This window comes from Nocardiopsis sp. L17-MgMaSL7 (assembly GCF_003182025.1).
Lineage (GTDB): Bacteria > Actinomycetota > Actinomycetes > Streptosporangiales > Streptosporangiaceae > Nocardiopsis > Nocardiopsis prasina.
The window spans coordinates 1-23920 of record NZ_QGTF01000019.1 but is presented as its reverse complement, the minus strand read 5'-3'; the positions used below and the strand labels follow the sequence as shown (position 1 = coordinate 23920).

Genomic DNA, 23920 nt, shown 5'->3' with positions numbered 1-23920 from the left:
AGAAAGACGGAGGAAGACGCATGTCCCTTCTCAGCAAGGCCGTCGAGGGCTGGGACCCCGCGCCGGTGAGCGTCACCGGGGTCGTCGACCCGTGGCCCGGCGAGGCGTTCGCGCGGGCGCTGGACCTGCCGACGCGGCTGGCTCCCGGGGACCCCCTGCCCCCGATGTGGCACTGGTTCCACCTGCTCGACCACCCGTCCCGGTCGGACCTGGGCGAGGACGGGCACCCCGCTGAGGGGGCCTTCCTCCCGCCCGTCCCGGACCGGCGCCGCATGTTCGCGGGCGCACGCGTACGGTGGCACGCCCCCATCCGGATCGGGGACGAGGTCACCCGCGACTCCTCTCTGGAACGGGTCGAGGTCAAGCGCGGACGCAGCGGCGAGATGGTGTTCGTGACGGTGCGCTCCCGGTTCCGCCGTGGAGAGGAGGTGCTGCTCGTCGAGGACCAGGACGTCGTCTACCGTTCCCAGCCCTCCGGGGACCGGCGCCCGACGCGGGGCGGTTCTCCCCAGCGGCCCGCGTCTCTGGCCGGGGAGGTACTCGCCGGAACGGACGAGGGGCCCCCGCCGGGCACCACGCGGGTCGTGCTCGACACCGATCCCACCCTCCTGTTCCGGGTGAGCGCCCTGACGTACAACACCCACCGCATCCACTACGACCTCCCCTACTGCACGGACGTGGAGGGCTACCCCGGGCTGGTCGTGCACGGCCCCCTCCTGGCCCTGCTCCTGATGGAGATCCCCCGCACGGCGCACCCGGACCGCATGGTGGAGTCGTTCGCGTTCCGCCTGCACAGCCCGGTGTTCTCGGGCCAGCGGGTGATCGCCGACGGGCACGCCGTCGACGGGGACGAACTCGTCCTGTCCGCCTCGGCCGAGGGCGGTCCCACATCCATCAGCGCGTCCGCCGTTTTCGCGCCCTGAACCCGGCCACGACCAACCGCCCGCCACGACCGACCACCATCCCGCCGAGGCCGTCAGCGCACCGGCACGAGCAAGAAGCAGAGAAGGAAACCCGCGATGACCGAGTTGAGCAGTGAAGAACAGGCCGTGGTCTCCTTGGTCGGCGAGTTCGTGGATCGCGAGGTGCGCCCCGTCGCACGCGACCTCGAACACTCCGACACCTACCCGGAGAAGCTCATCGGGCAGATGAAGGAGATGGGGGTCTTCGGCCTGGCCATCCCCGAACCCTGGGGCGACTCCCGTGTGTCCATGCCCTGCTACGCGCTCGTGACGGCCGAGCTGGCCCGCGGCTGGATGTCCCTGGCCGGTGCCATGGGCGGACACACCGTCGTGTCCAAACTGCTCCTCGCCTACGGGACGCAGGAGCAGAAGGACCACTACCTGCCGCGGATGGCCACCGGCGAGATCCGGGCGACCATGGCCCTGACCGAACCCGGCGGCGGTTCCGACCTCCAGGCCATGACGACCGTCGCCCGCCGTGACGGCGAGGAGTACGTGGTCGACGGGACGAAGACGTGGATCACCAACTCGCGCCGGTCCCAGCTCATCGCCCTGCTCTGCAAGACCGACCCGGCCGCCGAGCCCAAGCACCGGGGCGTCTCGATCCTCCTCGTCGAGCACGGCCCCGGGCTGACCGTGTCCAAGGACCTGCCCAAGCTCGGCTACAAGGGGGTCGAGAGCTGCGAGCTCAGCTTCGACGGTTACCGGGCCCCCGCCTCCGCCCTCCTGGGAGGCGAGGAGGGCAGGGGGTTCGCGCAGATGATGAAGGGGCTGGAGACCGGCCGCATCCAGGTGGCCTCCCGTGCCCTGGGGGTGGGCCGCGCGGCCTTCGACGACGCGTTCCGCTACGCGCAGGAGCGGGAGAGCTTCGGCAAGCCGCTGTGGCGCCACCAGTCCATCGGCAACTACCTCGCGGACATGTCCACCAAGCTCACGGCGTCCCGACAGCTGATCCTGCACGCGGCGGAGAAGGCGGAGGCCGGGCTGCGCTGCGACATGGAGGCGGGCATGGCCAAGCTGTTCGCCTCCGAGACGGCGATGGAGATCGCCCTGGACGCGATCCGCGTGCACGGCGGCTACGGGTACTCGACCGAGTTCGACGTGGAGCGCTACTTCCGCGACGCGCCCCTGATGATCGTCGGCGAGGGCACCAACGAGATCCAGCGCAACGTCATCGTCTCCCAGCTGGTCAAGCGCGGCGGGCTGGACTGATGCCCTCGCGAACCCGGCCCCTCCCCTGGTCCGGCCCGGCACCGCTGTTCTGCCCCGCCGACCGGCCCGACCGCGTCCGGGGCGCGGCCGGGATCGCGGACGCCGTGATCGTCGACCTGGAGGACGCGGTCTCCCCGGAGCACAAGGCGGTCGCGCGCGGGCACGCGGTCGACGCCCTGCGCGAGCTGGGGACCGGGCGGGTCGTCGTACGCGTCAACGCGGTGGGCACCCGGTGGCACGAGGACGACGTCCGCGCCCTCGCCGACCTGCCCGACGCCGTCGTGATGCTGCCCATGACCGCCTCCCGGGAGCAGGTGGAGGCGCTGGCACCCCGGCCCGTCGTCGCCCTGTGCGAGACGGCGGCGGGTGTCCTGGAGGCGCCGTCCATCGCCCGGGCGGACAACTGCGCCGGGCTGATGTGGGGCGGGGAGGACCTGGCCGCCGACCTGGGCGGGCGCCAGCGTCCCGGCCGGGTCCGGACGCCCGTGGCCGAGCACGCCCGTTGGACGGTCCTGCTCGCCGCGCGGGCGTCCGGCCGGTTCGCGATCGACACGGTGTACACCGACATCGAGGACGTCGCGGGGATGGGCCGCGAGGCGCGGGACGCCGCGGACGCGGGCTTCGACGCCAAGGCGTGCGTGCATCCCCGGCAGGTGGCCGCGGTCCGCTCGGCCTTCCTGCCGACGGAGGACGAGCTCGCCTGGGCCCGCCGGGTGCTCTCGGCGGCCGAGGGGCACGGCGGCGCGTTCGGGTTCGAGGGGGGCATGGTCGACGCCCCCGTCATCGAACGGGCCCGGACGATCCTGCGTCTCAGCGGCGGATCAGGCGGTTGACCCTCACGGGCAGGAGGAGTCCGACCAGTCCCAGGAACGCGTATCCGACCTGACCGGGGGCCAGCATCCCCAGGATGGCGCCGGTGTTGGCGGTGGGGGCTCGCAGGAACTCGCCCATGCGCGGGTGGGCGTGCGGCACGGCGTTGCCCATGGTGAGCAGGCTGAGCACCGCCAGCCCGGCGAGGGCGGTCCACACGAGGGTGGCGGTGTCGGCCGCCGTGAGCCAGCCGAGGATCAGCTCCACCGCCCGCACCGCGTAGCCGGGGGTGCCCTCGTGGCCGAGGGTGCCCTCCGGGACCGCGCCCGGCACGGAACCGAGGGCGAGCAGCGCGGCGGCGGCCACCACGATGCCCCCGGTTCCGGCCAGGCCGATCCTCCGGGCCAGGGCGCGGGCGCTGTCGGCCAGTTCCTCCTCGGAGGGGTAGCGGCGCCAGTTCCTCCCCCGTGAGCGGGCCTCGCCCATGGCGTTGGCCCGGCGCCAGCGCAGGAAACGGAGCGCGTCGCCGAGCGCGCCCGGGCCCTGCTTGGCGGCCATGGTGGCGGTGGCGAGTTCGTGCGCGATGGTGGTGACCGTGGTGGCGAGGGTGACGGGCAGGTTGACCCAGGAAAGCGCGATCCGGCGGAAGGTCGGGGCGATGTCGGCGGGGATGCGCACCCGCAGGGCCACTGACCTTCCGTGTGCCCAGCGGCGCAGCCCCGGCAGCGGGGTCCGGCCGGGCAGCGGGGGCGTGGTCTCCGCCGCCGTCGCGATCACCCGGTAGTCCATCGCCACCGCGAACAGCAGGGCGAGCAGCAGCAGCCACGGGGTGAGCGATCCGCCGCCGAACAGCGTGTGCACGAAGGTGGAGAACGCGTCGAGCCGGGCTCCGGCGGCACGGGCGTTGACGTCCAGGTGGTCCAGGAACACCAGTGAGGTGGCCAGGACCGGCAGCAGCCACAGCCAGCCCCCGTACCGGCGTCCGACGATCGCCAGACCGAGGGCGGCGCCGATGAGGCCGGTGGCGACGGCGTGCCCCGAGTACGGTTCGGGCGCGGCCCCGCTCACGAGCCCGGTGACCGGGTCGGCCAGAGGCGCGGAGATCCCCACGAACAGCCGCTCGGCCAGCTGGAACCCGGCTCCGGAGGCGGCTCCCAGGAGGAGGAAGTCCACGGCGGACAGGCGGCGCACGCGGCGGCGGGCGAGCAGCACGAGGAGGAGCAGCGGGAGGAGTTTGCCCGCTTCCTCGACGGTGACGGCCACGTAGGTCTGGCTGAGCACGTCGTCGGTGTCCCACCCGAGCGCCCCGCTGACCAGCGCGGAGGCCAGGGCCAGCGGCCAGAGCAGGAGGACCCCGAGCGCGGCCACCCTCAGCAGGGTGGCGAAGGAGACGGTCCGGGAGCGGGCCAGCAGCGCCAGCTGGAAGAGCAGCAGGTAGGTGAGGAACAGGGCGGGCGGGGCGGCGGCCAGGGCCGGGACTGCCAGGGGGGCGACCAGCAGGAGGCCGAGCATGGCCCAGCCCCAGGTGCCGCGCAGGGCACGCAGGAACCGGACCGTTCCGGGGCTGCGCCCGCGGGCGCGTTCGGCCCTTCGGGCCAGCCGTTCGGCCAGGTCGGGGCCGGGGCTGCGGGGGGCGCGCGCGTGCCGGGCGCCGGGTTCGACGCAGTTGTAGTGCTGGGCGGCCCGGAGCAGGTCCGGCCGGTTGCCGTCCAGGGCCCGGGTGGCGAAGTTCGCGCGGACCCCGGGGATGTCCGGGCCGACGATCTCGCGGACGAAGTCGATCGGCCCGGAGGCGACAGTGAGTTCGCTGGCGGAGACCAGGACGGCGGCGGAGAAGTCCTCGACGCACACGAGGAAGTCGGTGGGGGTGGGCCCCCACCCCCTGATGAGGTCGATGAGGGTGTCGGTGTCGAGGGGCACCTCAGTCACCGGGTCGTAGGAGTACTCCGCGCGGGTGCGGCAGACCAGGAGCCGGTCGACCCCCAGGGCCCGTCCGGCCTCGACGAGGCCCCGGATGAGGTTGCGGTCGCGCGGCACCACGAAGGGGGTGGTGACCTTGCCCCTGGCCCGGAGCCACTGGGGGGCGAACTCGGTGGGGCCGGCACAGACGCGCAGCACGAGGTCGCGCGCGAGCATCGCCTGTTCTTCCATGGACTTCCTCGTACCGGGGGGTGGGGTGTGGTGGGCCGGGCGCGTCCGGAGGGAGGCGCGGCCCCGCCCGAGCATAACGGCGAGGGGGTCCCGTGGAACATGTGAGATCGCGGCGATTGTTCGGTTGTGGGCTCGCGTCAGCCCGAAGTGGACACGATGGCCGGTGTGACCGGTTTCCTGGAGGGACGCGGCCCGACGCCGAAGGCGTCCCCGCACAGCTGGACGAAGTGGCGCAGCACCGGCAGGGAGAGCGCCCACCCGGCCATCGCCCACCCCAGGTGCAGGTGCTCCATGGACCGGGCCAGGGCGGCGACGCCGCTCCACCGGACCCCCTCGGCGGTCTCGTAGGTGAGCCGGTACAGCACCTCGGGGTGCTCGGCGGCCGGGCGCAGGGCCAGGGCCGTCGGTCCGCGCGCCGCCAGCCAGGCGCCCACGCCCCGGCACGGGCCGCAGTCCGCCGCCACGTACAGGGTGCCCCGCGCCCTCCCGGGCCACGGCCGCCATCGCGGCAGCCACGCGCGCACCCCCGCGCGGTAGGTGTCCCAGTCCGATCCGAAGGCCGCCCGCAGCTGCCCGCCCTCGTGCCAGGCGGCCAATCCGGCCCCGTAGGCGAGGGCGACCGGGACACCGAGCAGGAGCGGCGGGTGGAGCAGGCCCAGGACCAGGTAGAGGAGGGTGACGGTGAGCTGCATCGGGTTGCGCACGTACGCGTAGGGGCCGCTGGTCACCAGCCGTGCGGGCGGGTCGAAGGGCAGCGGTGTCCCGCCGCCCACCGCCGCGAACTCCCGAGCCGCCGCGAGGCCGGGCAGGCAGACCAGGGCGAGCACCTGTGCCCCCGCGGTCAGGGTCTCCGGGGAGGCGGTCCACCACCGCCAGGAGGTGGCCGGTGCCCATGCGGGTCCGGCCGGGGCGGTGGCGAGCACGTACACCGGAAGGACGACCATCAGGCCGAGGGCGAGCACCGCCTGTGTCCACATCCGGGCGTGGACCAGCTGGCCGCGCCGGGTCCAGTGGGCGAGCAGCAGCGCGGGGATCAGGCAGAGAACGGCGCCCAGGAACTCCCCGAGCAGCCAGAGCGGCCCCAGCACCACCACCGGTTCGGCCAGCGGCATGAGGATCAGGTCCAGCCACACGAGCACGGCGGTGACCAGCGGGACCGGGAGGATCCGGAGCATGACCGCGGGCAGCGCGCCCCACAGCAGCACCCAGGCCAGCAGCAGGTCCACCGGCAGCCCCTGCCACACGGCGCCCTGCGCGTGGAAGGACCACCAGCCCGCCCGCAGCGCGATCAGGTTCAGCGGCAGGAGGGTGAGCAGCGCCCAGCCGGAGGCGACGATCATCGCCGCGACCTCCCGGGGCCGGGGCGCCCGCCACAGGCACGCGGCGGTGACCGCGAGCAGCGGCAGGAGCAGGCCCGCACCCCGGACCAGCAGGGAGGGGAGTTCCGGGGCGGGGGCGAGTGCGGGAATCAACGCCGGGGCTCCCCGCCCGTGAGCGCCTGGGCCTCCTCCTGGAAGGTCCGCGCGAGGTAGTCGGCGGCCAGGCCCGTGACGTGGGACTGCACCGGCCCGAAGTACCAGGAGGGGTCGTAGGTTCGCGTGTACTCGATCTCCCAGGTCAGCCGGGTCCCGTCGGGCTCGCCACGCCAGGTGGCCACGGCGCGTTCCATCTCCATCCAGTTGGCGAAGGCGGTGTCCTCGGTGACCTCGAAGACCACCCGGCCGCCGTCCGCGCGCACGTCGCTCTCGGCGACCTCCAGTCCCAGGTGGCGCGGGGTGGGCTCCGCGCCGGGCGCGAGGGTCCGGCGCGGCGTGAAGTGGACGGTCCTGGTGTCTCCGGCCTCCAGGCCCGAACCGACCGCCTCGACCGGTTCGGGGAAGGGGACGGCGCTCAGCAGGAAGGCGTCGGGAGCGTCGTACCCGGGCGGGGCCGCCAGCGCGGCGGCGACCTCGGCGGGGGTCGCGCCGACCAGGACCGAACCCGTTCCGGAGTCCTCGCGCGGCAGCAGGGAGAACCCGCCGATCCCCTCCATGGCCAGGGCGAACAGGATCGGGACGGCCAGCATCGCGTGGGGGTGGCGCCGGCCGCGCCGTCGGAGCGAGGTGACCACCCAGGCGACCAGGGCGACGACGCCGTAGATGAGCGGGGCGGAGATGACCAGGCAGACCATCCCCTCGCCGAGCATCGGTCCGGCCAGCAGCAGGCAGACCGTGGTGACGGCCATGGCCGTGCCGAGCCCGCCGCGCGCCTGGACGCAGAGGATCACGAGCAGGGCCAGGAACGCGGGCAGTCCCACGTAGAACAGGGCGGTCTGGTCGAGGCCGCCGAACCTGGTCACCCGTACGGCGAGCAGGGCGGCGAAGGCGGCGAGGACGATCCCGGCCAGGACCCACCGGGCCGTCGTGGGTCTGGGGAGGCCCTCCCCGTCGGCCGGAACGCCCCGAATGGGGTCGAAGGAGCGGTGGGGGGCCGCCCAGCGCTCCGCGAGCTCGGCGTCGGAGGGAAGGTTCGTCTCGGGGTCCCGCTCGGGTTCGGGGGCTGCGGAGGACTCGGGGGGCTGCGTCACGGTGGCACTCCTCGCTGTCGCACTTTGACGACATGATTAAAGCACACGGTTTAATCACTTGATTAAACCGTATGATGAACCCCGACCCGAGGGAGGACCATGTCCAGGACCGGCGGCGGGAGCCGCAAGAACAGCGCCGAGACCAGGGACCGCCTGATCACGGCGGCCAGCGAGGTCCTGCGTGAGGAGGGGTATGCCGGAGCCTCGGCCCGGGCGATCGCCGCCCGCGCGGAGGCCAACTCGGCGCTGGTCTTCTACCACTTCGGCGGGGTCGACCAACTGCTGCTCGCGGCGCTCGACAGGTCCAGCGCCGAGCGCATGGCGCTGTACCGCGAGATGGCCGGAGCCGCCCACACCCTGGAGGAGCTGGTGGAGGTGGCCACCCGCGTCTACCGGACCGACCTGGAGCGCGGCTACATCGCCGAGTTCTCCGAGCTGGTCGCGGCGGCGGTCACCAAGCCCGAACTGCGCGCGGAGATCAACCAGCGCTCGCGGCCCTGGATCGACTTCATCGCCGGGGAGTGGGATCGTGTGCTCGGGGGATCGGCCCTGGGTCGGCTGCTGCCCGCCCAGGAGGTCGCGAACGCGGCGATCACCTTCTACCTGGGCGTCAACCTGTTCTCCGTGCTGGACGAGGACCGCAGTCGCACCGAGGGCGTGTTCGACCTGGCCGGGGCGCTCGCACCGCGCGCCAAGCTGCTCACGCTGCGCCTGCCCCGCCGGGGCTCCGCACCCGAGGGGACCCCCGCACAGGACCACCCGTGAAGGAGAACACCGTGAACGTGGAGATCGCCGAGGGGATCACCTTCCCCGACACCGCCGACGGGGAGCGCTGGGTCGCGGGGGCCGTGGTCGTCGACGCCCAGGGGCACGCGTTCGCCCAGCGCAGGTCGGCCACCCGCAGGGTGTTCCCGAACTGCTGGGACATCGTCGGCGGCCACGTGGAGGACGGCGAGACCATGCTCGGAGCCCTGGCCCGTGAGATCCACGAGGAGACCGGCTGGACCCTGTCGGCCGTGGTCGCTGAGCTGTACCGGCTGGACTGGGACCCGGGCGACGGCGTGACCCGCCGCGAGGTCGACTACCTGGTCCGCGTGGACGGCGACCTGTCCGCCCCGGTCCTGGAGGCGGACAAGCACACCGAGTACATGTGGGTCGACGACGCGAAGCTGCACCTGCTGCGCGACGCACGCGACCCCGGCGACTACTTCATCACCGACATCGTCCGGCTGGGCCTGGAGGCAGCCCGCTCCCGCTCCTGACGGCGTCAGACGGCCGCGCGCCGGACCTCCGCGACGGCGAGCGGCAGTGCGTCCAACAGGTCCGAAGCACTGATCGGGGCGCCGCCCCGGGCCAGCACGGCCGCCCGTCCGTGCAGGTAGGCGGCGCACATCGCGGCGTCCTGCGCGGACAGGCCCGAGGCCAGCAGCGCCCCGGCCACCCCCGAGAGCACGTCACCCGAACCCGCGGTGGCCAGCAGCGAGGTGCCCGTGGGATTGACCACCGTCCGCTCCCCGGGGTGCGCGATCACCGTCGTCGACCCCTTGAGCAGGACCGTGGACCTGTACAGCTTCGCGGCGCGGGTGACCTGCGCCAGCCGGTGCGCCTCGATCTCGGCGCGGTCGGTGTCCGGCAACAGCCGCGACAGCTCGCCGGCGTGCGGTGTGAGCAGGGTGGGCGCACCCCGCAGGTGCACGAGTTCGGTGAGGGACACGCTGCTCGACACCAGGTTGAGCGCGTCGGCGTCGAGCAGCACCGGGACGTCGCTCTCCAGCAGAGCCCGCAGTTCGTCCGCGTTGGCGGGGTGGGTGCCGCGACCGGGCCCGACCACCACCGCCGAGACCCGCCCCGGGGCGAGGTCCGTGCTGCTCCTCGGGTCCAGGTGCAGCCCCACGACCTCCGGCCACCGCGAGATCACCTGGGAGAGGACGTCCTCGCCGCCTCCGTAGCGGACCATGCCCACCCCGGTCCGCAGCGCGCCGCCGACACACAGGACGGCGGCGCCCCGGTACTGGTCGGACCCGGCGCGGACGGCGAGCACGCCCCTGCGGTACTTGTCGTCCTCGGCCGAGGGGACCGGCAGGAGCCGGGCGATATCCACAGGCTGTGGACGGACGAGGTCGGCCTCCGGCAGCTCCGGCACCAGCCCGATGTCCACGAGGCGGACCCGCCCCGCCAGTTCCGCGCCCGGGTCCACGAACAGCCCCGGCTTGTGGGTGCCGAAGGTGACCGTGGCGTCGGCGCGCACCGCCCGCCCGGCGATCTCCCCGGTGTCGGCGTCCACCCCGCTCGGGAGGTCCACCGCGACCACGAGGGCGCGCGAGTCCGAGGCCAGGGCGGCGAGCGCAGCGTAGGGTTCGCGCAGGCCACCGCGGCCCCCGATCCCGACCAGACCGTCCACGACGAGGTCGGCTTCCAGGAGCGCCGACTCCGCCTCGGCGGTGATCCGCGGACCACCATCCCCACCAGCCGCAGAAATATCTGTGGCCCCGTGGGCCTCTGTGGTCACGTCCTCGATCACCCGGCCTCCCGCCGCCACCAGCGCGGCCAACCCCTCGGGGTGGACGCGCCTCCCGGCCAGCACCGCGCGCACGGAGGCGCCGCGCCCGGCCAGGTCCGCCCCCGCGAAGAGGGCGTCGCCGCCGTTGTCACCGCCGCCGACCATCAGGGTCACGCGGGCGCCGTGGACACGGGTCAGCATGCGGGCGCAGTGGACGGCCAGGCCCATGGCGGCGCGGCGCATCAGCGCACCTTCGGGCAGTCGGGCCATGAGCGCCTGTTCGGCCTCCCGGACGGCACTGACGGAGTGGGCGGAGCGCATGGGTCACACCTTTCGAGGGGCGGTCTCCCCATCGTCGCGCACCCGGCTCGGGACGCGCCCACACCGCCACACGCACGAACGGTGCTTCCTCGACTACTTTTTGATGTGACCGCAGGTGGCAGGGCCACCCGACCCGACGCGAGGGACCTCCATGCCCCCGACTCCCGGTTACCGACGCTTCGTCAAGACCACTGGCCAGGCCCTGAGGCCACGGGAGTGGCACCGGATCGGTTTCGACCTCCGCGACGGCCTGGCCCCGGCGGACCCGGCCGAACTGGTGGGGGCCGACGAGCCCACCGGCGCGTTGTACGACCTCTCGGTGGGGGTGACGCTGACCAACATCACCCCGGATCGCGAGGTGCGGCTGCGGGCGGTCGAGTTCGCTCCCGACGGCTCGGGAGGGTGGCGGACCCACCGGGACCTGCCGGTGGAGGTCTTCACCCACGGGTTCGGGCACGGCGGGTTCACGTACGCGTGGAAGGACCGGTTGGAGCCGGGCCATCGTGTGGAGGTGTGGGCCGCGCAGTTCGGTGAGGCCGACGCGCATCTGGTCGCGGCGGAGGCCGTGGTGTTCCTCTGGCCCCGATAATCACTCCAGCCACCACATTCACAAAAGGGATTCCTAACCCAGAAATCACCTTCTCCACATATAGCCCGTTGTCACGGATTCACCACGTAGGGAAGTCCTCGCAGGGGACAATGGGTGTATGCCTCGACCAAGCAAATATGTGTCCAGGTCCGATCTGGGCTGGGGTGCTTCCCCCGCCGAGCGAGCCAACCCCCGCTCCGGTCTCGTCATCCACTACGACAGCGGCGACCAGAACCTCGCCGACAAGGATCACTCCGCCTGCCTGACCTACTGGCGGAACACCCGCAACTTCCACACCGGCCCCTCCCGCGGCTGGGCGGACATCGGCTACTGCGCCGACGAGGAGACGCAGATCCTCACCGAGGACGGCTGGCGGACCTTCCGCGACCTCCGCACGGGCGACGTGGTCCTGACCCTCGACCACACGACCGGAACCTCCCAGTGGCAGCCGGTCCAGGCCGTCAACGTCTTCCCCGCCACCGAGCGCACGCTCGTCCGCATGGAGGGGCGTGCGCACTCCTCCCTGACCACCCCCCAGCACCGCTGGCCCGTGGAACGGCTCCACCGACGGACCGGCACCGAACGCCAGAGGTCGGCGGACGAAACGTGGGCCGCGACCGGTAGCGCGGAACGCACGCAGCGGAGCCGGGAGCGGGTGTGGGCGACCACCGAGTCGCTGACCCACGGGGACAGGATCCCCCTGTCCGCGCCCTGCGACAGCCTGCCCGACGAACCGAAGTGGGACGACTCCCTCGTCGAGGTGATCGGGTGGTTCTGGACCGGGGGCCACCTCAAGCCCCAGAGCGGGAGCCGCCAGCCCGACACGGGTGTGGCCCTCCACCAGTCGCAGGAGCTCAACCCCCACAACGTCGCGAGGATCAGGGCCTGCCTCGGGGACCTCTTCGGTCCCTCGTGCGATCGGTTCCCCCGTACCGGCTCGACCTCGGACGGCGTTCCCCGCTGGCGTGAGGAACTCAACCAGGACCTGGTCGAGTTCCACCTCTCCGCGGACGCCGGCCGGATCCTGCTGGAGCAGGCTCCGGACCGGGTTCCCACCCACGCGTTCCTGTGCTCCCTCACCCGAACGCAGCTCGAACGCTTCATCGAGGTGTCCCTCCTGGCGGACGGGCACAACGGCAGGACCAACGACTCGCGGGCGCTCAATCAGAAGAACCGTGCCGCGGCCGAGGCGTTCCAGTTCGCCGCCATCCTGGCCGGTCACGCGACGTCGCTGACCCGAAGGCCGCCCACCGACCCGACCGGCCACGCCATGTGGGAGGTGGAGCTGCGCCGTCAGACCCACTTCTCCCCAAAGGCCGCGGACTCCCGTCGAGAGGCGTTCTCCATCAGCGAGGAGAGCTACGGCGGTCACGTGTGGTGCCCCACCACCCCCAACGGCACCTGGCTGGCCCGGCGCCGGGGCACGGTGTACTACACCGGCAACTCCTTCATGGCGTGTGCGCACGGGTACGTGCTGGAGGGGCGCGGGCTGTACCGGACCCAGGCCGCCCAGCCCGGCGGAAACTCCTCGCACTACTCCTGCACCCTGGCCACCGGCCCCTCGGACACCATCACCCCCGAGCAGATCAACGCGGTCCGCGTGCTGCGCCAGTGGCTCATGGAACCCGACACCTCCATCTCCGGGAAGGTGCTCGGCCACCGCGACTTCATCTCCACGTCCTGCCCCGGCGACAAGGCCTACCAGCTGGTCAAGGACGGCACCTTCGCCCAGGCTCCCGGAAACTCTGAAGGAGACGACATGCCCTCACACCGCAGGTTCGAGAAGGACAACGCCCAGACCCTGGAGTCGGGCAGCTGGGCGAGCCTGGCCTTCGACCGGCGGCACGACGGCGAGACCGGGGAGTTCTACGCCCTGGTGGGGGTCGAGGAGACCAAGGGCGCCTACTACGACGTCTCGGTCGGGGTGACCCTGGAGGGGATCGACTCCGGCGCCGAGGCGCAGATCCGCCTCACCGAGTACGAGCCCAACGGTGACGGCGGCTGGAAGGTGGCCCGCAACCGCCCGCTGGACAGCCCCGTGCACGTGGGCGGCAAGGCGCACTTCACCTACTCCTGGAAGGGCAACCTGGCCGCCGGGCGCCGGGTGCGCGTCCGGGTCGCGCAGTTCGGCAAGGCGGAGGCGCGGATCACCTCGGCGACCGCGGACGTCTTCTACTGGAAGCGCTGACCCCCCGAGTGAACGGGGTGGTGCCCGGCCTCCGGGAGACCACCCCGTCACCCCGCCCCGTCGCGGGCCACGCGGCGATAATGGGGCCATGTTGTCCATCGGAGAGGCCGCCCGTCTTCTCGGAACGACCCCGCGCACGCTCCGCTTCTACCACTCCCGGGGCGTCGTCCCCGAGCCGGAGAGGGACGAACTGGGCCACCGGAGATACGACATCGCCACGCTCCACGCCCTCAAGTCCGTTCTCGCCCTCCGCGAGCTGGACCTTCCGCTGGACCGGTGCGCCGGGCTGGTCGGGGCCGACGGCACCGACCTCGGGGCCGCGCTGGAGAGGTGGGAGGCGGAGATCGTCCGGCAACAGGAGCGGCTGGAGCAGCGGCGGTTGATGATCGCGCGGCTGCGGGAGGACGCCGGTCGACTCGGCCCGGGGAGCCCACTGGAACCCTGGTCGGCCTGGGTGGACGTGCTCACGGCGAGAGGCGTCGCCCCGGTCCTCGTCGAACAGGAGAGGACCGCGCTCCAGCTCATGTCGCTCTTCGGCGGGGCGCCCGACGATCCCGGCGCCGCCGGGGCCGACCCACGGGTGGGCCCGGCCATGGAGGCCTTCATGGAGCTGTCCCCGGAGACGGTGGAGTCGGCCAGGACGGAACGGCTGGTGGAGGACCTCGTCGACCTCGCGCGGCCGTTCGTGACGGACGCGGGCCCCACCGGCCCCGCCGACGGCCTCACATCGGAACTGCTCTCCTCCTTCACCCCGGCGCAGCGGCGCGTCCTGGGCAGGGTCGCGTCGCGCCTCTCCACCAGCACGGACTGATCCCCTCCCGTCCTCTCACCCACTTGGGTCGGGGCGGGTTCCTTTCCGGGACTTGGTCCTGGCGGGGCTCGGGGCCCTGTTCGCGCCGGGGAGCCCCGGCGCGGGTCCTCGTTTGACTCTCAAGCGGCTTGAGACCCGATAGTGGCGCTATGCACGACAACGACCTGTACCCGATCGGGGACGCCGCGCGTCGATCCGGTCTGAGCGTCAGCGCCATCCGGTTCTACTCGGACGCCGGGGTCATCGCCCCCACACGCCTGACCGGGGCGGGCTACCGGCTCTACGACCTTCACGCCATCGCCCGCCTGGAGTTCGTCCGGACCCTGCGCGAGCTGGACGTGGGCCTGGAGGAGATTCGCCGGGTGCTTGGGGGCGAGTCGACCCTGCACGACCTCCTCACCGCCCATCTGGAGATCGTCGAACGCCAGGAGCGCGGCCTGCGCGCCAAAGGGGCCGTTCTGAGGACCCTGGTCCGGCAGGAGGGGACCGCCGCACAGGTGACGCTCCTGCGCACACTCGTCTCGATGTCCGACGAGGAGCGCGAACAGCTCATTGACGGGTTCTGGAACGAGGTCGGCGCGGACCTCGACGTGCCCGTCGGGTTCGTCGAACAGCTGAGGCAACTGCGGCCGCGGTTGCCACAGGACCCCAGCGCCGCCCAGCTCCAGGCCTGGGTCGAGCTGGCCGACCTGGTGCAGGACCGGGAGTTTCGCGACGCGGTCCGCGCCTACCTCCAGTTCACCTACACCACCGAGCCGGGGAGGCACTTCGCGGCAGCGCCGGTGCAGGAGTTCATGTACGAAACCGGGGTGCCGGTCATGGAGGACATCCTCGACCTCCAGCGTTCGGGAGCACCGGTGGAGTCCCCAAGGGCTCAGGAGGCGATCGCCCGCCTGGTCCGGGCCAGCGCGGCGCTCGGCGCGGAGCAGGGCCCCGGGGAGAGGGAGAGGATGGCCTCGTACTTCACCGCGATCATCGCGCTCCTGGACGAGGAGGGAGCGGTGCAGGACACCTGGTTCGACAGTACGCACGGCAGGTACGTGAGCCTGGTGGCGGTGATCAACGGGACCCCGCCCGTTGAGGAGGAGGACGAGCGACAGCTCCTGGCCTGGATGGTGGCGGCCCTGCGCGCTTCGGTCCCCGAGGGCTGAAGCGAGGGATGGTGTTGCTCGTCGCGGCCGTCCGCGCTTCGGGGGCCGCGACCGCTGAATCTCGTGGTCGTGCTCCTCGCCCCCGCCCCGGAGTCCCCCTTGCCCTGACGCCGCGTCAGGGCGCCAGCATGGCCCTTCCGTGACGCCGACGGAAGGACGGACTCCGTGCTCCGCAATCCCCGGGTGGCCGCCCTCCTGCGGTGGCTGCCGTTCGTGATCATCGCCGCCAACCTCCTCCTCGTCCTCACCGGGGTGGTCGACCTGGCCCGGGCCGCGATCATCGTCGTCGTCCTGGAGGTGTGCCTGCTCGGGGTCGTCGTCGCGGAGTTCGCGGCGATCCGGATCGCCTACCGGAGGGCCCGTTCTCGTGGTGCCAGCCGGACCCAGGCCTTCATGGCGGGCCTGGACGCCTGCCTCCCGCCGAGCGTCGCCTTCGTCGTGAAGCAGGAGCTGCTGGTCACCCTGGCCCTGCCCCGTCTGTTGCTCCGGGAGTCGCGGGCCGAGGGCGTCACGTCGGTGCGCTGCGGTGGGCCCACCGCAGCCGTCGCCCGGTCCATGTCGGCGCTGGCGCTGTCGGGCGCCGTGCTCGCTCTGCTGTTCACAGGCGGGCCGGGCTGGCTTCGTTGGGTGCTCTTCGCCGTCGCCGTCTACTTCCTCCTCTACGCGCTCGGTCTCTGGTCCCTCCACGGCAGGCAGAGCCATCTGGTGAGCGAGCGGTTCCTGCGGGTGCGTCATGGCGCGAACGCGGACTTCGCCTTTCCCACGAGTGAGGTGGTCTCCGCCAGGGTGTCCCGGAGCGCCCACCGGGGCGGCCCCGTCTCGGTGGACGAGGGCACGCTGACGGTCTCCGTGTTCGGCGGGACCAATGTCGTGGTCGACTTCGGTGGCCCGGTACCCGCGCGGTTCCTCGACCGCGAGGAGGAGCACGTGAGCGCCGTCCGCTTCCACGCCGACTCACCCGAGGAGGCCGTGCGGGTCCTGGTCGGTCACCTCGACCGCTCCCCCTGACTCGGGGAACCGGTGGCGGTTGTCCTCGCCAACGGCTACGCTCTGCCCTCAGCCGCGCCCCCCGCTCGACGCTCGGTGTCACCGCGGCTCCCGCTCCGCCGCCCCCTGTCCCCCAGAGACGGAGCACCACGATGTCCTACCCCAGTGGCCCCCAGCAGCCCTACGGCGACCAGCCCCATGGTCAGCAGCCGCCCTACGGGGATCCCCATCAGCCCTATGGCGGCCAGCAGCCCCCCTACGGCGACCAGCCCCACGGTCACCAGCCGCCCTACGGCGACCCCAACCAGCCCTACGGAGGCCAGCAGCCCCCCTACGGGCCCCCGCCCACGCCGCCCAAGCAGGGCATGTCCACCGGCAAGAAGGTCGGCTTCGGATGCGGGGGCTGCCTCGGGGTCCTCCTCTTCCTGGCGCTCATCGGCGGGTGCATGAGCCTGGTCAGCGGCGACGACGCGGCGGCCCCGCCCGCCGCGACCAGCTCCCCGGACACCGAGGAGGCCGCGGTCGAGGAGACTGAGGAGGCCGAGGAGGAGCCCGCGGAGGAGGTCACGGACGTCGTCCTGACCGCCTCCCTCGCGGGCACCGCCGGTGACGTGGTCGACGACACCGTCTACACGGTCATCGACGTCACCGTCGAGAACAACTCGGATGACACGCTTGAGGTCAACCCGCTCTACTTCAACGTGATCCTCGCCGACGGCACAGTCCGCTCCGACTGGGCGGACACGCTCTTCGCGGACATCGACAAGCTCTCCACGGTCTCCCTCGGCCCTGGTCAGCGCGTCGAGGGCCAGATCGCGGTGGTCGGCGACGACCTCGACATCGCGACCGTCGAGATGGCCGAGCTGTTCGGTCTCCAGGAGACCATCACGGCCGAGGTCAGCTAGGCCCACGAGGAACGCGGCCCCGGCCCGGCCCGTGCGCCGGTGTCCGGGGCCCTCCCCCGGGTACGGGGTGGTGCCCGCCAACGACTACGATGCGTCGTAGTTTGTTGTGGTCCGCTGACATGGGCGGACGTGCGGAGTACCCGAGCGGAGGCGGCGTGGTCGACTGGCTGACCATGACCATTCAGATGGTGTCGTTGGCGATGGCCGTGTGGTGTCTCGTCTCCACCTTCCGCGACCAGCCGATGCTCGTCCCCCACCTGGTGGGCATGGGTGTGCTGTGGCTGCTGGTGCTCGGGCAGGTCGGTGCGATCACCGTGGCGATGGTCGGCGGTGAACGCCCGGGGGAGACGGTCATGCTCGTCTCCTACCTCGCGACCGTCGCGCTGCTGCCGCCCGCCTGCGCCGTGTGGGGGTTCATGGAGCGCAGCAAGTGGGGTCCGGCCGTGATCGCCTTCGCCTGCCTCATCCTCCCCGTCCTCATGGTCCGCGTCGAGCAGCTGTGGAGTCCCGTTGTCTGAGGCGCCCGATCCCGTCGGCGACCGCACCCTGCGCACCGGCCCCGGCCGGCTCCTGGTGGCGGTGTACGCCGTGTTCGCGCTCGCGGCGACCGCACGCGGCTCGTACCAGCTCGCCACCCGGTTCGACGAGGCCCCGCTGGCGTACGGGCTCTCCGTGCTCGCCGGGGTGATCTACCTGGTGGCGGCGGTCGGCCTGGCCCGCGCCGGGCGCACCTCGCGTCTGGTCGCGCTGGTGTCGGTGTCCGTGGAGATGATCGGGGTCCTCGTGGTGGGCGCGCTGAGCGTGCTGGCCGCCGGTGCGTTCCCGGACGACACGGTGTGGTCGCACTTCGGCAGCGGCTACCTGTTCATCCCGCTGGTCCTGCCGGTGCTGGGTCTGTGGTGGATCCTGCACGTCCACCGCATGGACCGGGACGCGGCGCACACCTAGACCGAGCGTCGGGCTGTGGGGTCCGAGGCCCCGGTGGCCTCCGAGGGGCGGCACGATCGGACGATCCGCACGTTCTTCCTGTTCGGCGATCCCGCCACCGACTTCTCCGCCGACCTGGTTTGGCTGGCGGCCGAGGTGGCCGCGGGGCGCCTGGACCCCGGGATCAGCCGACGCGCCCCGTGGACCGGCTACGACGAGGCGGCCCGGGAGCTGCTCGGCCGCCGCCTGCACGGCAAGGCGGTCCTGGACGTCGTGTAGCGGGACGGGCCCGTATTCCCATGGAGCGGCCCCGGCCGGTGGTGGGCGACGGGTGCGCAGCCGCACCACCGCCGTGCTCACGAGGAGCGCGGCGCACGGCAGGCCCAGGCCGGGGGATCACAGATGATCCCGCCTGGCTGGCGGCCCCTCGGGAACCAACCCCCTCAAACCCTCGCTTCCTGTGGTGAACCCGACCCGGGCGTCCAGGCATGGACCGGCCTCCTCCGGGCATGCCTGAGGCCTATGGAGGCACACACGCGAACGCGCCACCCCAGCCGGACGCCCCTCAACCGCGCGGCGGTGGGCGGCGCCCTCCTTCTCGTCACGGGCCTGTGGCTGACCCTCGTGGCCTGGAACGACTCAGTACCCGACCCCGCACGACACCGGATCTTCCTCTCCCTGTGGTTCATGGGCGTCGCCCTCCTGGCCGCCCGGCTGTTCCTCGACGGCCCGCCCGGTGCGGCGCCGCGCGTGTCACGGAGCGTGGTGACGTTCGCGATCGGTGTCGTAGGCGCGGCCTCGGTGGCCACCATGCCCTGGACGGACCTGGGCTCGGTGTTCTGGTACCAGTTGTGGTTCTCCGTACCGCTCCTGACCGGGCTGGCCTACGCGGCCTTCCGTCCCGGCACGGACCGCTCCACGCCCTAGGCTGGCGGCATGTCCGATCAGACACTGTCCCTGCCGGTGGCCGTCTCCGCCGCCTGGCTCCGTGACCACCGCGACGAGGTCGTGCTCGTCGACTCCCGCTGGTACCTCGACGGCCGCTCCGGCCGGGAGGCCCACCTGAACGGCCACATCCCCGGGGCCGTGCACGCCGACGTGGACACCGACCTCGCCGCGCCCGCCAGCGCTGAGGGAGGCCGCCACCCGCTTCCGGCCGCCGCCGACCTCGCCCGTTCCCTGGGCCGTCTCGGGATCGGCGACACCTCATCCGTGGTCGTGTACGACGACGCGAACGGCTCGGTGGCCGCGCGTCTGGTGTGGATGCTGCGAGTCCTGGGCACCTCCGCGGCCTTCCTGGACGGCGGCATCCAGGCCTGGACCGGCGACCTGGAAAAGGGCGAGGTGAACGCCGTGCCCGCGCACCGGACCGCGCTCCCCTGGCCGCCCGACCGCATCGTCGGCACCGAGGCCCTCCAGCGGGAACTGGCCGACCCCGACCGGCTCCTCCTCGACGCCCGCGTGCACGGCCGGTTCACCGGCGAGGAGCCCGCGCCGGTGGACGCCCGCGCCGGGCACATCCCCGGTGCGCGCAGCGCCGAGTGGCCCGCCAACCTGGGCCCGGACGGTCTGCTCGCCGCACCCGAGGTCCTGCGGGAACGCTTCGCCGCCCTCGGCGCGGACTCGGCCGGTACGGTCACCGCGTACTGCGGCTCCGGGGTGACCGCCTGCCACGACCTCCTGGCGTTGGAGCACGCGGGGTTCACCAACACCCGCCTGTACCCGGGCTCGTGGAGCCGTTGGGGCGGCGACGACTCCCTCCCGCTGGAGACCGGCGACTCCCGGCCCTGACCCCGGCCTCCGCTCCCCACGACGGGGCCCGCGCCTCCCGCGCGGGCCCCGTCGTGGTGTCCGCGCAGGCCGTGGCGGCCCCGGCACGCTGCGTACGGGTCCCGCAGAAGGACCGAAAACCACCTAGGCTGGTGGGGGACAACGGTCCGAATCATCCGGAACGTGCTGGTCCTGCAACCGCTGACACCCGCGAACGAGTTCCCCCCAACGCCCCCTTTCCCTGACCCGATCCGGCCAGGAGCGGAACCACAACACCCGAACCGGCGTCAGAACACACAGGACCGCCCGGCCCCGGGAACCCCCAAGACTGCTTCACCGCGAATCGAGGAACACTGGTGATCGAACTCCTCCTGCTACTGATTCTCATCGCCGGGATCGTGATCGGGGTCCTGATATACAAGCAGCGCTCGCAGGCGCAGAAGCAGGACACCCCTCCCCCGCCGCCCCAGGACCCCTTCGCCGCGTCCTCCACCACCGACACCGCCGGTGACCCGCGCGCCATCAAGGCGGGCGACATGATCGACTGGGGCCACGAGCGGACCTGGATTCGCGGCACCCTCCGCCTGTCCGAGGGCGGTTACGTCTGGTCCGAGCACTTCCTGGAGGTCGAGGGCGGCAAGCGCTGGCTCTCGGTCGAGGAGGACCCCGACGTCGAGCTGGCCCTGTGGACCGGCCGCCCGGACCTGACCATGGTCCCCCAGGGCAAGTCCATCGAGCTTGAGGGCGTCACCTACAAGCTCGAGGAGAAGGGCTCCGGCTCCTACCGCTCCGAGGGCACCACCGGTCTCAAGGCCGAGGGTGGCATGGACTACGCCGACTACGAGTCCGAGGACGGCCAGCTGCTCGCCTTCGAGCGCTTCGACCACGGGAGCTGGGAAGTCAGCACCGGAACCAAGGTCGCCCCCGGTACCTTCACGATCTTCCCCGGGAGCTGACACCCACATGCGCGCGAGCATCAGCGCCCCCTTCGTCGACACCAAGGCCGACGATCTGGTCTGGACCCTGAGCCACCCGCCGGTCGAACCCCTCGCGACCCGCACCGTCACGGTGTCGGGCAGAGAGGTCGAGCTGCGTGTGCTCGGCGCTTCACACCAGATCGTCCTGCGCCCGGAGTCCGACGGCGGAGCGCTGGTGGAGACGGTCGCCTGCCTGCCGGGTTCCTCCGGCGGGCTTCCCGGTTACGCCGAGCACCCCCTGCCTGGGGTGGGCGACTACCGCTTCGACTCGATCGTCGAGTCGCTGCCCCGCGCCGAACTCACCCACCGGGTGGCGGAGATCCACGAAGCGACCTCCGACTCACCCGGTGGGCTCCTCGTCGCCTTCCCCGGTGATCCTCTGGCGATCACCGCGCTGCACCTGACCTCTGGCAGTGGGGCGTCCCTGCGCTGGCGTACCTGGCACGCCTACCCGCAGAGCGACGAGCTGGTGACGACGACCACGACCCTGACCCCCTAAGAGGAGGCCGACATGGCCACGACCACGACCCGGGGAGCCCGCGCTCCCAGACACAAGATCGCCGCGATCGGCGGGGCCACCGCCCTGCTGATCCTCCTCTCGGCCTGTTCCGGCGGCAGCAACAACGCCGACTGCGAGCCCAAGGCCGACCCCACCTCCAGTGCCACGAGCTCCACCAGCTCGACGGGCACCACGAACTCCGCGTCCGGTCCCACGCCGAGCCCCTCCCCGACCGACGAGTGCTCCAGCCGCAGCGGCGGCGGTGGCGGCGGGTTCTTCTTCTTCGGCGGCTTCGGCGGCGGTGGCGGGAACAACAACAACTCCAACTCCAACAGCGGCGGTAGCGGGAGCGACAGCCGCGGCGGAGGCTCGGGCTTCGGCAAGTAGTCCGCGTGTTCGGGGGGTCGGGCTGGCGTCCAGCCCGGCCCCCCGACGCACTTTCCCCACCCTCAAGTCCCTTCCTGAGAGAGCAGTACCTTGAGCGAGACCACGGCCCAAGCACGGCCCCGACTCCCGGTGCCGCCGCGCGCGGCCCGGTTCTTCGTTCTGCTGGCGGTGTTCATCTGCGCCGCCTGCGGCCTGGTGTACGAGCTGGCCCTCGTCGCGATCGGCAGTTACCTGCTCGGCGACACCATCACCCAGGCCTCCGTGGTCCTGTCCGTGATGGTGTTCGCCATGGGTGTGGGTTCGCTGTTGTCCAAGCGCTACCAGACCCGTCCGGCGCTCTCGTTCGCCGTGGTCGAGGGGCTGTTGTCCCTGGTCGGCGGCCTCTCGGTCCTGCTGCTGTACGGGTCGTTCGCCTGGCTGTCCGCCTCCGCCTACCAGCCCACCCTGGTGCTGCTGGCGTTCGTGATCGGCACGCTGATCGGTATCGAGATCCCGCTGCTGATGACGCTGATCCAGCGCATCCGCAAGCAGGAGGCCTCCGAGGCGGTGGCCGACCTGTTCGCCGCCGACTACGTGGGCGGCCTCATCGGTGGTCTGGCCTTCCCGTTCCTGCTGCTCCCGCTGCTGGGGCTGCCCAAGGGCGCCCTGATGGTGGGTGTGCTGAACGCGGTGATCGGCGTGGCCGTGGTGCTGTGGCTGTTCCGCACGGACCTGACCCGGCTCGCGTACGTGGGGCTGACGGTCGGGCTGGCGTTCATCGTGACGGTGCTGGGCCTGGCCTACTACTTCGCCGAGAACTTCGAGGTGGACGCCCGCCAGGCCATGTACCGGGACCCGATCGCGCACGCGGAGCGCAGTGAGTACCAGGAGATCGTGCTCACCCAGTCCCTGGACGGCCGGGACGTGCGCATGTTCCTCAACGGCGACCTCCAGTTCTCCACCCTGGACGAGTACCGGTACCACGAGTCGCTGATCCACCCGGCGATGGACGGCGCCCGCGAGGACGTCCTGGTGCTCGGGGGCGGGGACGGCCTGGCCATCCGGGAGCTGCTGCGCTACGACGACGTCGAGTCGGTGACCCTGGTGGACCTGGACCCGGCCGTGATCGAGCTGGCGTCCACGGACCCGGTGATCCGCGACCTCAACGACGACTCCTTCCTGGACCCGCGTGTGGAGGTGGTCAACGCCGACGCCTTCCAGTGGCTGCGGGACAACCTGGCCAACTTCGACGTGGTCATCGCGGACCTGCCGGACGGCACGGACGTGGGCACCTCGAAGCTGTACACGATCGAGTTCTACTCGCTGTTGGAGCAGGCCCTGGAGCCGGGGGGCCGGGTGGTCGTGCAGGCCGGATCGCCGTTCTTCGCCCCGGACGCGTACTGGAGCGTGGGCCACTCGTTGGAGGAGGCCGGGCTGGCGGTGACCCCGTACAACGTGGACGTGCCCACCTTCGGGAACTGGGGTTTCTACCTGGGGGTGTCCGGTGCTGAGCCGGGCGGCGCCCCCGAACTGACCCTGCCGGAGGACGCCCCCGAGCTGCGTTTCCTGGACCAGGACCTGCTTGGCGCGGCGCTCGTGTTCCCCATCGACCGCCAGGAGGGCGAGGTGGAGGCGTCGACGATGATGCACCCGAAGATCATCGGTTACCACCAGGACCGCCAGGCCTGGCGCGGTTACTGACCGGTTCGGCCAACCCCGTTTTCTTCCCCGGAGCCCCCTGACGAAACTCCCTCCAGCAGGACCGGAAACTTGTAGCGGCTGATGTAGACATGCGCGCTGCTCGCTGCTATCTTTTCTGCCATAGCCACTGAGACACACGGCTGGACCACCGGATACGCCGGTGGAGGGAAGGCCGGCTCGACGGTGCGCACGTGCGTCAAGGCGCCGGGGGCCGGTAGGACCGCAGTAACGCAGTACCGTTTTTCGGCAGTACCGGGCTCCCGCTCGCACAGGGGAGACCACAGCAGGAGAAGGACGCGGTAGGGCTCGACCGGCGCGGGTTGATCGGCGTCGGGGGCCGGTAGGACCGTATGACCGGCGTTTCGCTCTTTCAGGGGACGCCGTGCAGGACAGAGCAGGTCGGCTCGACGGTGTGCACGTGCTTCAAGACACCGGGGGCCGGTAGGACCGCAGTAACGCAGTACCGTTTTTCGGCAGTACCGGGCTCCCGCTCGCACAGGGGAGGCCGCAGCAGGAGGAAGGACGCG

24 protein-coding genes are annotated in these 23920 nt (G+C 72.0%); 20 read left to right on the top strand and 4 right to left on the bottom strand.

Annotated features, from left to right (window positions below; translation table 11 throughout):
- The first annotated feature begins 20 nt into the window (after nucleotides 1-20).
- From BDW27_RS24500 to BDW27_RS24490, 3 genes are all read left to right on the top strand, one after another.
- Nucleotides 21-923: a MaoC family dehydratase N-terminal domain-containing protein gene (locus BDW27_RS24500; protein WP_110051959.1), complete on the top strand. Its 903-nt coding sequence runs from the start codon at nucleotides 21-23 to the stop codon at nucleotides 921-923.
- A gap of 96 nt (nucleotides 924-1019) precedes the next feature.
- Entirely contained in the window at nucleotides 1020-2174 is a 1155-nt protein-coding gene (locus BDW27_RS24495; protein ID WP_017546840.1) for an acyl-CoA dehydrogenase family protein, read from the top strand.
- Nucleotides 2174-3007, top strand: coding sequence for a CoA ester lyase (locus tag BDW27_RS24490; protein WP_110051958.1), 834 nt, complete (start codon nucleotides 2174-2176; stop codon nucleotides 3005-3007). Before BDW27_RS24495 ends, BDW27_RS24490 begins: the two co-directional genes overlap by 1 nt.
- Here BDW27_RS24490 and BDW27_RS24485 read toward each other — a convergent pair.
- The 3 genes from BDW27_RS24485 to BDW27_RS24475 form a co-directional block, all read right to left on the bottom strand.
- Complete coding sequence (locus BDW27_RS24485) at nucleotides 2985-5135, bottom strand: PrsW family glutamic-type intramembrane protease (protein ID WP_110051956.1); 2151 nt, start codon at nucleotides 5133-5135, stop codon at nucleotides 2985-2987. The two genes, BDW27_RS24490 and BDW27_RS24485, sit on opposite strands and share 23 nt — an antisense overlap.
- Nucleotides 5136-5272: 137 nt before the next feature.
- On the bottom strand, nucleotides 5273-6604 hold the full coding sequence (locus BDW27_RS24480; RefSeq protein ID WP_110051996.1) for an isoprenylcysteine carboxylmethyltransferase family protein: 1332 nt from the start codon (nucleotides 6602-6604) through the stop codon (nucleotides 5273-5275).
- Nucleotides 6604-7701, bottom strand: a complete 1098-nt coding sequence (locus BDW27_RS24475) for a hypothetical protein (protein ID WP_233515915.1) — start codon at nucleotides 7699-7701, stop codon at nucleotides 6604-6606. Before BDW27_RS24475 ends, BDW27_RS24480 begins: the two co-directional genes overlap by 1 nt.
- A gap of 99 nt (nucleotides 7702-7800) precedes the next feature.
- On the opposite strand from BDW27_RS24475, the gene BDW27_RS24470 reads away from it, so the two are divergent.
- Together BDW27_RS24470 and BDW27_RS24465 are read left to right on the top strand one after the other, a co-directional pair.
- A complete protein-coding gene (locus tag BDW27_RS24470; protein WP_110051954.1) occupies nucleotides 7801-8466 on the top strand; it encodes a TetR/AcrR family transcriptional regulator in 666 nt (221 codons plus the stop codon).
- Complete coding sequence (locus tag BDW27_RS24465) at nucleotides 8463-8963, top strand: NUDIX hydrolase (RefSeq protein WP_233515914.1); 501 nt, start codon at nucleotides 8463-8465, stop codon at nucleotides 8961-8963. The genes BDW27_RS24470 and BDW27_RS24465 overlap by 4 nt, the downstream gene beginning before the upstream one ends.
- A gap of 5 nt (nucleotides 8964-8968) precedes the next feature.
- Here BDW27_RS24465 and BDW27_RS24460 read toward each other — a convergent pair whose 3' ends face one another.
- Nucleotides 8969-10522 carry an NAD(P)H-hydrate dehydratase gene (locus tag BDW27_RS24460; protein ID WP_110051952.1) on the bottom strand — a complete coding sequence of 518 codons (1554 nt, stop codon included), beginning with the start codon at nucleotides 10520-10522 and terminating at the stop codon, nucleotides 8969-8971.
- Between the two features lie 151 nt (nucleotides 10523-10673).
- Here BDW27_RS24460 and BDW27_RS24455 point away from each other — a divergent pair, with 151 nt between their 5' ends.
- From BDW27_RS24455 to BDW27_RS24385, 15 genes are all read left to right on the top strand, one after another.
- Nucleotides 10674-11111: a hypothetical protein gene (locus BDW27_RS24455; RefSeq protein WP_110051950.1), complete on the top strand. Its 438-nt coding sequence runs from the start codon at nucleotides 10674-10676 to the stop codon at nucleotides 11109-11111.
- A 118-nt stretch (nucleotides 11112-11229) separates the two neighbouring features.
- A complete protein-coding gene (locus BDW27_RS24450) occupies nucleotides 11230-13299 on the top strand; it encodes an N-acetylmuramoyl-L-alanine amidase (RefSeq protein ID WP_110051949.1) in 2070 nt (689 codons plus the stop codon).
- An 88-nt stretch (nucleotides 13300-13387) separates the two neighbouring features.
- Nucleotides 13388-14110, top strand: coding sequence for a MerR family transcriptional regulator (locus tag BDW27_RS24445; RefSeq protein WP_110051947.1), 723 nt, complete (start codon nucleotides 13388-13390; stop codon nucleotides 14108-14110).
- A 149-nt stretch (nucleotides 14111-14259) separates the two neighbouring features.
- A complete protein-coding gene (locus BDW27_RS24440; RefSeq protein WP_110051945.1) occupies nucleotides 14260-15261 on the top strand; it encodes a MerR family transcriptional regulator in 1002 nt (333 codons plus the stop codon).
- A gap of 165 nt (nucleotides 15262-15426) precedes the next feature.
- Nucleotides 15427-16269 carry a hypothetical protein gene (locus BDW27_RS24435; protein ID WP_110051943.1) on the top strand — a complete coding sequence of 281 codons (843 nt, stop codon included), beginning with the start codon at nucleotides 15427-15429 and terminating at the stop codon, nucleotides 16267-16269.
- A gap of 131 nt (nucleotides 16270-16400) precedes the next feature.
- Nucleotides 16401-17153: a DUF4352 domain-containing protein gene (locus BDW27_RS24430; protein WP_017546827.1), complete on the top strand. Its 753-nt coding sequence runs from the start codon at nucleotides 16401-16403 to the stop codon at nucleotides 17151-17153.
- A gap of 155 nt (nucleotides 17154-17308) precedes the next feature.
- Nucleotides 17309-17671 carry a hypothetical protein gene (locus tag BDW27_RS24425; protein WP_026129655.1) on the top strand — a complete coding sequence of 121 codons (363 nt, stop codon included), beginning with the start codon at nucleotides 17309-17311 and terminating at the stop codon, nucleotides 17669-17671.
- Nucleotides 17664-18101, top strand: a complete 438-nt coding sequence (locus BDW27_RS24420; protein ID WP_110051942.1) for a hypothetical protein — start codon at nucleotides 17664-17666, stop codon at nucleotides 18099-18101. Before BDW27_RS24425 ends, BDW27_RS24420 begins: the two co-directional genes overlap by 8 nt.
- Nucleotides 18102-18116: 15 nt before the next feature.
- Entirely contained in the window at nucleotides 18117-18359 is a 243-nt protein-coding gene (locus BDW27_RS24415) for a hypothetical protein (RefSeq protein WP_110051941.1), read from the top strand.
- Between the two features lie 243 nt (nucleotides 18360-18602).
- On the top strand, nucleotides 18603-19007 hold the full coding sequence (locus BDW27_RS24410) for a hypothetical protein (RefSeq protein WP_110051940.1): 405 nt from the start codon (nucleotides 18603-18605) through the stop codon (nucleotides 19005-19007).
- A 9-nt stretch (nucleotides 19008-19016) separates the two neighbouring features.
- Nucleotides 19017-19871: a sulfurtransferase gene (locus BDW27_RS24405; RefSeq protein ID WP_017546822.1), complete on the top strand. Its 855-nt coding sequence runs from the start codon at nucleotides 19017-19019 to the stop codon at nucleotides 19869-19871.
- A gap of 335 nt (nucleotides 19872-20206) precedes the next feature.
- Complete coding sequence (locus BDW27_RS24400; protein WP_017546821.1) at nucleotides 20207-20806, top strand: DUF4178 domain-containing protein; 600 nt, start codon at nucleotides 20207-20209, stop codon at nucleotides 20804-20806.
- Between the two features lie 7 nt (nucleotides 20807-20813).
- Nucleotides 20814-21326, top strand: a complete 513-nt coding sequence (locus BDW27_RS24395) for a DUF2617 family protein (protein ID WP_110051939.1) — start codon at nucleotides 20814-20816, stop codon at nucleotides 21324-21326.
- A 12-nt stretch (nucleotides 21327-21338) separates the two neighbouring features.
- On the top strand, nucleotides 21339-21713 hold the full coding sequence (locus tag BDW27_RS24390) for a hypothetical protein (protein WP_017546819.1): 375 nt from the start codon (nucleotides 21339-21341) through the stop codon (nucleotides 21711-21713).
- 90 nt (nucleotides 21714-21803) lie between these two features.
- Complete coding sequence (locus BDW27_RS24385) at nucleotides 21804-23393, top strand: polyamine aminopropyltransferase (protein ID WP_110051938.1); 1590 nt, start codon at nucleotides 21804-21806, stop codon at nucleotides 23391-23393.
- The last annotated feature ends 527 nt before the right edge of the window (nucleotides 23394-23920 follow it).